This is a genomic window from Streptomyces sp. CBMA123 (assembly GCF_014596465.1).
Taxonomy (GTDB): domain Bacteria; phylum Actinomycetota; class Actinomycetes; order Streptomycetales; family Streptomycetaceae; genus Kitasatospora.
In genome coordinates, this window is the sequence record NZ_MECK01000243.1 from 1 (window position 1) to 7,708 (window position 7,708).

A 7,708-nucleotide genomic window follows, 5' to 3' on the forward strand; every position below is an offset into this window, starting at 1 on the left:
GTCCCACCGGGCCCGGAGCCGCAGGGCCGTGCCGCCGACCAGCCCGGTGAGGGCCACCTGGGCGGCCGGGCGCCAGTCGGGCAGGGCGAGCAGCAGTCCGCCCGCCAGCGCGAGCGCCGCCCACCAGAGCACGCAGGCCGCCGCGGCGGTGCGGGTGGAGCGGGGCCGGTCGGCGCCGGCCTGGAGGTCGGCGATGGCGGGCAGGTACCAGACGCAGCCGCTCGCGGTGAGCGCGGCGGTGCCGATGGCGAGGACGGTGTGGGTCATGGGCCGGCCTTCCTGGTGTCGCACGGGAGTGGGTCAGGGTGCCGTCCCCGCCCGCCCGGGGGCGGCGACGCGGGCAGGGGCGGCGTTCGGGGGCGTTCCTCAGCCGTCCTCAGCCGTCGGCGGGCGAGGACGACGAGGGGGACGAGGGGGACGAGGGGGACGAGGCCGCGGAGGCCGTCCGCGCCCGCTCCGCCCGGGTCAGCGGCCGGTCGTACTTCGCCGGCTCCACGTCGCCCAGGTGCGGGGCCGGCTTCCCGGTGTGCTGGAGCACGTCCCGGGCCGCGATGTCCGGGTGGTGGAGGTCGAAGGCCGGGGATTCGGAGCGGATCCGGGGCAGCTTGACGAAGTTGTGCCGCGGCGGCGGGCAGGAGGTGGCCCACTCCAGCGAGCGGCCCCAGCCCCACGGGTCGTCCGAGGTGACCTTCTCGCCGTACTTGGCGGTCTTCCAGACGTTGTAGAGGAACGGCAGGATCGACAGTCCGAGCAGGAACGACCCGATGGTCGAGACGGTGTTCAGGGTGGTGAAGCCGTCCGAGGCCAGGTAGTCGGCGTACCGGCGGGGCATGCCCTCGGCGCCGAGCCAGTGCTGCACCAGGAAGGTGGTGTGGAAGCCGACGGTGAGCGTCCAGAAGGTGATCCGGCCGAGCCGCTCGTCGAGCCTCTTGCCGGTCATCTTGGGCCACCAGAAGTGGAAGCCGGCGAACATCGCGTAGACCACCGTGCCGAACAGCGTGTAGTGGAAGTGGGCGACGACGAAGTACGAGTCGGAGACGTGGAAGTCGATCGGCGGCGCGGCCAGCAGCACGCCGGTCAGTCCGCCGAACAGGAAGGTCACCAGGAAGCCGACCGTCCACAGCATCGGCGTCTCGAAGCTCAGTGAGCCCTTCCACATGGTGCCGACCCAGTTGAAGAACTTCACGCCCGTCGGCACCGCGATCAGGAAGGTCATGAAGGAGAAGAAGGGCAGCAGCACCTGCCCGGTGACGTACATGTGGTGCGCCCACACCGTCACCGACAGCCCGGCGATGGCCACCGTGGCGGCGATCAGGCCCGCGTAGCCGAACATCGGCTTGCGGCTGAACACCGGGATGACCTCCGAGACGATCCCGAAGAACGGCAGCGCCAGGATGTACACCTCGGGATGCCCGAAGAACCAGAACAGGTGCTGCCAGAGCATCGCCCCGCCGTTGGCCGGGTCGAAGACGTGCGAGCCGAACTTGCGGTCGCACTCCAGCGCCAGCAGCGCGGCGGCCAGCACCGGGAAGACCAGCAGCACCAGCACCGAGGTCAGCAGCACGTTCCAGCAGAAGATGGACATCCGGAACATGGTCATTCCGGGCGCGCGCATGCAGATGATGGTGGTGATGAAGTTGACGGCGCCGAAGATGCTGCCGAAGCCGGACAGCGTGACGCCCATGATCCACATGTCCGAACCGACGCCCGGCGAGTGGACGGCGTCGGACAGCGGCGCGTAGAGGAACCAGCCGAAGTCGGCGGCGCCCTGCGGGGTGGCGAAGCCGGCGGCGGCGATCAGCGAGCCGAACATGAACAGCCAGTAGGACAGCATGTTCAGGCGCGGGAACGCCACGTCGGGCGCGCCGATCTGCAGCGGCATGATCCAGTTGGCGAAGCCGGTGAACAGTGGCATCGCGAAGAGCAGCAGCATCACCGAGCCGTGCATGGTGAACGCCTGGTTGAACTGCTCGTTGGAGAGGATCTGCGTTCCGGGCCGGGCGAGTTCGGCGCGCATGACCAGAGCGAGGACGCCGCCGATCAGGAAGAACGCGAACGAGGACACCAGGTACATGGTGCCGATCGTCTTGTGGTCGGTGGTGGTCAGCAGTCCGACCAAGGCCGAGCCGGGTCGGCGGGCCCGAACCGGCCCCGTCGGCAGGGGCGTTGGCGGTGTGGTGGGGTCGCCCTGTGCCTGGGTGGCGCTCAAGGACGCACTCCTTCGGAACGTCGTGCGGATGGATGGCGATCCATGATCCGAACGCACGCCCCGTACACCCCAGGGCCGTTGGGCCCGCCCGGCCGGGGCCGCTGGGCCCGAGTTCCCGCCCCCGCACCGGGACCTCCCGACCGGGACCCGTACGGGGACCGGGCTCTCCGCCGGGCCGCCGCCTCGGGCGAGCCGTTGGTGGTGGCGGACCTCGGCGCCGACCGCACCTTCGGCCGCGCCGTCGGCCACCCCTTCGACCGGGCCTTCACCGAGTCCACCGCCTACCCGCCGCGCCGCCCCGGCACGGCGGTCAGCCCGTCAGCCCGTCAGCCGGGCGAGCTGCCCGCGTTCCAGCGCCGCGTACACCGCACCGTCCGGGCCGACGGCGATCCCGTGCGGCTCGGCGCCCGGGCCGGGGATCAGATACCCGTCCGACCGTCCGTCCGCGTCCAGCACACCGATCCGGCCGGCGCCCCACTCGGTGAACCAGAGCCGCCCGTCCGGGCCGGCGGCGATCGCGTGCGGCTTGGCGGCCCGGTCGGCCAGCGGGTATTCGGTCACCCGTCCGTCCACGGTGATCCGCCCGATCAGCCCGCCGCCGATCCCGACGTACCAGAGCGCTCCGTCCGCACCGGCGGTGATCCCGACCGGCGCCGTGCCCTCGGTGGGCAACTGGTGGACGGTCGCCTCGCCCTCCACCGTGATCCGGGCGACGGCGTCCGCCTGGTTGAGCGTGCACCACAGCGCGCCGTCCGCGCCGGCCGCGATCATCGACGGGAACGCGCCGGCGAGCGGCAGCGGATACTCCGCCACCTCCCCGTCGACGGTGATCCGCCCCACCCGGTCGGCGTTCAGCTCGGTGAACCACACCGCCCCGTCGGGCCCGGCCGCGATCCCGTACGGCCCGGCGCCCTCCGTCGGCACCCCGAACGACGAGACCTCGCCGCCCGCCGTGATCCGCCCGATCCGGTGGTCCCGCATCCGGCTGAACCACAGCGCCCCGTCCGGCCCGACGGTGATGACGGCGGGCCCGCAGCCGGGCGCCCCGAGCCCGAACCGCTCCACCGAGCCGTCGGCCGACAGCCGCCCCACCTCCCCGGCATGCACCAAGGTGAACCAGACCCCTCCGTCCGGCCCTACGGCCACCCCGTACGGCCCGGCCCCCGCCTCGGCCACCTCGAACAGTTCCATCCCCACCCCTCCCAAGTTATCGCGACGCCAGTCGCATTAGTGATGCTGCCACGACACCCCCGCCGGCGGCAACCGACTTCACCCCCGGTCGGACGCCGCGCCCCACAGCACCGAGATCACGCCCATCCCCGCCGCGCACACCGGCACCGCCAGCAGCGCCCCGATGATGCCCGCGACGCCGGAGCCGGCCACCACCGCGACCATGATGGCCGCCGGGTGCAGTTCCACTGTCCGGCTCTGGATGACCGGCTGGAGGATGTTGCCCTCGATCATCTGCACCGTCAGCACCACCCCGAGCGCCCACAGCGCCGTGCCCAGCCCGCCGTCCGCGAGCGCCACCAGCACCGCCACCGTGCCGGACAGGAACGCGCCGACGAACGGGATGTACGCGCCCATGAAGACCAGCGCGCCGAGCCCCGGGGCCCCGGGCACCCCCAGGGCGAGCAGGCCGATCGTGATGAAGCCCGCGTCGATCAGGGCGATCAGGGTGGTGCCGCGCATGAAGCCGGCCATCGCCTCGAAGGCCCGCTCGGCGCAGGCGACCACGGTGTCGGCGCCGCGCCCGGGCAGGTGGGCGCGGATGGTCTCGCCGGTGCGGTGGCCGTCGCGCAGGAAGAAGAAGACCAGGGCGAGCGCCAGGACGGCACCGGTGACCACCTGGGTGAGCAGGCCGAGCCCGGACAGCACGCCGTTGGTCAGGGTCGAGACCAGCGAGTTGGTCTCGCCCTTGGCGTTGTTCAGCGCGTGCTCGATCTTCGTCCCGAACGGCCCGAGCCAGTCCGCCAGCCGCCGCCCGGCCGCCGGAAGCGAGGCGGCGATCTGCGGGGCGCTGTGCACCAGGGAGTTGACCAGCAGGAAGATCACCCCGACCACCGCGACCACCAGCACCAGGCAGGTCAGCCCGGCCGCCAGGCCCCGGCTCACTCCCCGCCGGACCATCCACGGCACCACCGGGTAGAGCAGCGAGACCCCCAGCAGCGCCAGGACGAACGGCACGGTGGCGGCCCGCAGCTCCACGAGCGCGAACACCAGCAGCGAGCCGACGGTGATCAGCAGGATCACCGCCACCGACCAGGCCGCCGCCCAGCGCACCGCGGGCGGCAGCATCAGGTACGGCCTGCGGTGGTCGGGCCGCCCATCGGGCGGGCGCTCCACGGACACGGCCACCTCCGCCGAGGATCGTCGTTGAGTCCGAACCGACCCATCTCAGCAGAGAATCTGACGATCTGCCCGTTTTTGGACCCGTTACCGCAGTGACAACCCGTCACCCCAGCGACAACCCGTTACGACCGTTCTGCCGCCTCGATCCGTACCGACCCGCCCCCGCCCGCGAAGGCCAGCACCCGCTGCGCCTCGGCCTCCGCCGCCTCGCGGTCCGCCCGCGCCAGCCGGACGAACGGCTCGACGACCACGTCCCGCTCCGGCGTCAGCCGCCACGTCCCGGTGACCAGCCCGTCCACCAGCAGGGTGCCGGGCACCAGGCCGTTCCTGGTCATCACCCGCTCCTTGTACTCCGCCGGCAGCACCCGGCCGCGGTCGGCGTGCGAGAGCAGCAGGTTGTCGAACGGCGCGATCAGCCGCACCGGCACCGGGACGTCCGGCTCCGGCCGGGGCGCCTGCGGCAGGTCGTACAGCAGCCGGCCCTGCTCGTCCCGGAAGGTCAGCAGCCGCGGCGCGAGCCGCCCCAGCACCGGGCCGAGCCCGGTGCGGCCGCACCACTTCGTGAGGTCCGCCGCGCTCGCCGGGCCGAAGGCGGCCAGGTAGCGCAGCACCAGGTCGTCCGGCACGGGCGCGGGGTCGAGCGGCCGGCCGAGCCAGGCCTCGGCGGTGGTGTGGGCGGCCGGGCCGCTGCGCCCCCACAGCCCGCGCGGCGGCACCTGGACCAGCGGCAGCAGGCAACGGGCGGCCTGGGCCAGGGCCGCCGGGTCGCGGTCCAGCCGGGTCGCCGCCAGCAGCGCGCCGAGCCACTGGAAGGTGCGCGGCTCCTCCTCGACCAGGGCGCGGGCCTCGGCGGCCAGCGCGGTCAGGTCGAGTCCGGCCAGCCGTTTGCCGTAGGTGGTGCGCAGCGCCTGGTCGAGGACGGGCTGGAGCAGCGGGCGCAGGGTCAGGCAGTCCTCGGCGGTGACCAGGTGGATGGTGCCGCGCTGGAGCGCGATCCGGACCACGGCCCGCTGTTCGAGCAGCGTGCTCAGCCCGTCCGAGGAGAACCCGTCCAGCCGGGAGAGCAGCCCGAGGTAGGGCGGCTGCGGTACGGCCTGGGCCTGGAGGCCGCCGAGGTGGTGGATGACCTCGGCGGGTGTCCGGTCGGTACGGACGAGCAGGTGCTGACGGGCCAGCAGTGCGCGGCCCAGCGCCCGGCGCCCCAGGACCGGCAGCTCCGTCAGCCGTGGATCCGTCACCGGCCCCTCCGTCCCCGACGGTTCCGTCACCGGCGGCCGTCCAGCACCGAGCGCAGGACCGCGATCCGGTTGCTGGTGATGGAGGCGGCCCCGGTGTCGCGCAGCCGGCGCATGGTGCGGCGCAGGTCGACGGTCCAGGTGGAGACGGCGAGCCCCTGGTCCGCGGCGGCTGCCACGAACGCGGGGGTGACCAGGCCGAACGGCGGGTTGAGGAAGCGCGGGCGCAGGTCGCGCAGCAGGGCGGGCGCGGGCATCCGGGGCTGCTTCCAGGTGAGCGCGATCTCGGCGTCCCGGCTGAGTTCGCGCACGGCGAGCATGGCGGTGGCGGAGCCGCAGAAGGCGACGCGGTCCTCGGCGCCGAGTCCGGTGACGACGTCCCAGGTGGCGGCGACCGGGCCGGGCTCGTCCAGGTCGATCAGCAGCCGGCGGCCGCGCGCGGCGGCGACCGTCTTGATCGCCTCGGCGAGGGTGGGGACGGCCAGGTCGCCCTGGCGCAGTTCGGCCAGCTGCTCGGTGGTGACCCGGCCGATCGACCGCGGGTCCCCCCAGAGCCGCTCCAGGGTCTGGTCGTGCAGCAGCACCGGCACCTTGTCGCGGGTCAGCTGGACGTCCACCTCGACGGCGTCGGCCCCGGCGGCGAGCGCGGACTCGACGGAGGGCAGGGTGTTCTCGCGGTGGCGGTACGGGTCGCCGCGGTGGGCGACGGCGAGCACCGGTCGACGGTCGGCGGGGGTGGTCATCGAATCCTTCCGGAGAGCCAGGGGGTGAGGTCGTGCGGGCCGACGGCTTCGCGGTAGCCGGGTTCGCCGGGCACGGTGACGATCAGGGTGGTGGACGGCGGGAAGGTCCGGGCCCTGACGTGCACCAGGTCGGCCCAGACCGAGTTCAGGAAGGCCGGGACGCTGTCGCGCGGCACGTCGAAGGCGATGCCCTCGACCGTCACGGTGACCTCGTCGTGGCTGAACAGCCGGACGGCGAGCCGCGGGCTGCCGTCGAACTCCAGCAGCGCCTCGTGCGGGACGGCACCCGGCCCGCCGTCCTGGCCGACCAGCCCGGCGAAGGTCTGGTCGCTGCCGATGTCGTGCTGGGCGCGGACGGTGCGCCCGTGCCGGGCGGCGACGGCTTCGATCGCCAGGACGGCGGCCTGGGTGGTCGGCAGCGTGGACGGGTGCGGGGGCATCCGGGCCTCTCGTGGGAGTACTCGCAGGGAACGCGCGGGGAGACGACTAGCGCCGTTCGATCATCACATTGGTCGACTTGATGACCGCCGTGGCGGGTGCGCCCGGCACCAGGTTCAGCTCCTCCACCGAGTCCCGGCTGATCAGCGACACCACCCGGAACGGCCCGGCCTGGACCTCCACCTGCGCGGCCACGTCGCCGAGCCGCACCTCGGTGACGATCCCGGGGAAGCGGTTGCGCGCCGAGGACGGACGGCCCTCGGCCTCGGCGATCTCCGGCCGGGCCAGCTCACGGGCGAAGGCGGCGAGTTCCGCCCCCGGGATGATCCGGTGCCCGTGCTCGTCCCGCACGGCGGCGAGCTTCCCGGCGTCCACCCAGCGCCGCATGGTGTCCGCGCTGACGCCGAGCAGCGCGGCCGCCTCACCGATGCGGTACGGGTTGACCGGCACGTCGGGCTGGCCCATCTGCGTCTCCTGACGGTGGTTCGAGGTACGGGGTACGCGCCCCCCGGGCGCCATCCTGCCGTACCGGGGACGCCGACGGAAACGCGCTACGACTCCCCGAAGAGGTCCCTCCGCACGGCGTCACCGGCGGTGAGCACCGCGCCCGCGAGCACCGCGCCGCCGCCCGCCGTACCGGCCCGGACCTCGGTGCGCAGCGGGGAGAGCCGGGCCAGCCGGCGTTCGACCCGGCCGGCCAGTTCGGCGCCGCCGGCCCGGCCGATCTCGCC

The 7,708-nt window shown here is 73.6% G+C and carries 7 protein-coding genes and 2 pseudogenes; all 9 read right to left on the reverse strand.

The window, feature by feature from the left end; genetic code table 11:
* Positions 1–267, reverse strand: a pseudogene (locus tag BG452_RS25080) (hypothetical protein); the annotation flags it as partial.
* 109 nt (positions 268–376) lie between these two features.
* A complete protein-coding gene (gene ctaD / locus BG452_RS25085; RefSeq protein WP_411293011.1) occupies positions 377–2,074 on the reverse strand; it encodes a cytochrome c oxidase subunit I in 1,698 nt (565 codons plus the stop codon).
* 453 nt (positions 2,075–2,527) lie between these two features.
* On the reverse strand, positions 2,528–3,400 hold the full coding sequence (locus tag BG452_RS25090; RefSeq protein ID WP_188306627.1) for a virginiamycin B lyase: 873 nt from the start codon (positions 3,398–3,400) through the stop codon (positions 2,528–2,530).
* Between the two features lie 78 nt (positions 3,401–3,478).
* Positions 3,479–4,561: an AI-2E family transporter gene (locus tag BG452_RS25095; protein ID WP_317621218.1), complete on the reverse strand. Its 1,083-nt coding sequence runs from the start codon at positions 4,559–4,561 to the stop codon at positions 3,479–3,481.
* Between the two features lie 122 nt (positions 4,562–4,683).
* On the reverse strand, positions 4,684–5,799 hold the full coding sequence (locus tag BG452_RS25100) for a winged helix DNA-binding domain-containing protein (protein ID WP_317621219.1): 1,116 nt from the start codon (positions 5,797–5,799) through the stop codon (positions 4,684–4,686).
* A 26-nt stretch (positions 5,800–5,825) separates the two neighbouring features.
* Complete coding sequence (locus BG452_RS25105) at positions 5,826–6,539, reverse strand: glycerophosphodiester phosphodiesterase (protein WP_188306628.1); 714 nt, start codon at positions 6,537–6,539, stop codon at positions 5,826–5,828.
* Entirely contained in the window at positions 6,536–6,979 is a 444-nt protein-coding gene (locus BG452_RS25110) for a hypothetical protein (RefSeq protein WP_188306629.1), read from the reverse strand. The genes BG452_RS25105 and BG452_RS25110 overlap by 4 nt, the downstream gene beginning before the upstream one ends.
* A gap of 46 nt (positions 6,980–7,025) precedes the next feature.
* Positions 7,026–7,442, reverse strand: a complete 417-nt coding sequence (locus BG452_RS25115; RefSeq protein WP_188306630.1) for a molybdopterin-binding protein — start codon at positions 7,440–7,442, stop codon at positions 7,026–7,028.
* A gap of 86 nt (positions 7,443–7,528) precedes the next feature.
* Positions 7,529–7,708 (reverse strand): annotated as a pseudogene (locus tag BG452_RS25120) (ROK family transcriptional regulator); the annotation flags it as partial.